Source organism: Streptococcus sp. GMD6S, assembly GCF_000297015.1.
Map to the genome: position 1 here is coordinate 1 of NZ_AJRH01000337.1, position 1,051 is coordinate 1,051.

General features: G+C 41.9%; 1 protein-coding gene and 2 pseudogenes. All 3 read right to left on the minus strand.

All coding sequences use genetic code 11. From position 1 onward, the window contains the following. Nucleotides 1–80 (minus strand): annotated as a pseudogene (locus GMD6S_RS13130) (DNA mismatch repair protein MutT); the annotation flags it as partial. Nucleotides 81–89: 9 nt separating this feature from the next. After that, complete coding sequence (locus GMD6S_RS11450) at nucleotides 90–743, minus strand: uracil-DNA glycosylase (protein WP_001164851.1); 654 nt, start codon at nucleotides 741–743, stop codon at nucleotides 90–92. 119 nt (nucleotides 744–862) lie between these two features. After that, nucleotides 863–1,051, minus strand: a pseudogene (locus GMD6S_RS11455) (hypothetical protein); the annotation flags it as partial.

Consider the following 1,051-nt stretch of genomic DNA (forward strand, 5'->3'; position numbering starts at 1 on the left):
TCGTTGGGCTTCTTATTGCGATGGAGCATGAGCAGTTCTTTTCCGTTATCAATGTAGCAAATAGTCGCTAACTGAGGCATATTTTCTCCTTATCTAAGCCAATCGATTGGCTCTTGTCCTGTCTCTTTTAAGAATGCATTGGCCTTGGAAAAAGGCTTGGAACCCCAAAATCCTCTATAAACCGATAACGGACTAGGATGGGCTGATTCGATAATCAAGTGGTGAGGATTGGTAACCAAGACCTTCTTCTTACGTGCATAAGCGCCCCAGAGCACAAAGACTACAGGTCTGTCTAGATTATTGACCACCTGAATCACAGCATCAGTAAAGGGCTCCCATATTAGCCCAGAATGACCATTGGCTTGCCCAGCAGGAACCGTCAAGCAAGCATTGAGAAGCAAGACTCCTTGCTCAGCCCAAGCTGTCAAATCATGGGATTTCTTAGCTCCGATGTCATCCGACAATTCTTTCAAGATATTTTGCAAGGACGGCGGAGCTGGGATAGCATCGGGTACAGAAAAACTCAAACCCTGCGCTTGACCTGGCCCGTGATAGGGGTCTTGCCCTAGAATCACCACCTTAACCTCTTCCAGATGAGTAGTCAAGAGAGCTTGAAAAACTTTTTCCTTAGGTGGATAGACAGTTCCCTGAGCATAGACCTGTTCCATAAATTGATTGATTTTCCCGAAATAACCTTCAGGTAATTGCTCCTTAATCAAAGCATGCCATGATGAGTGTTGCATCGCCAACTCCTTCGTTTTTACTGCCTCTATTATAGCAAAAAGTGGCTATCTAAACCACTTTTTACAGTTCTTATATATACTGTTATTCATCCTAGTATTGGACATTAGTATTCACAGTATCAATCAGCCATTAAAAACTTTTCGATTGTTTCAATAGCATAGGAAAGTTGATTATTTACAGACTTCATCCGTTCAAAATTAGCGTCCATATAGTAGAGTTCAGATAAGCCACCCCTAGGGAGAAAAAGTGAATAGTGGATATTCATCTTCTCTCGAGTACTTAACTCTATATGATTGCTTATGATATA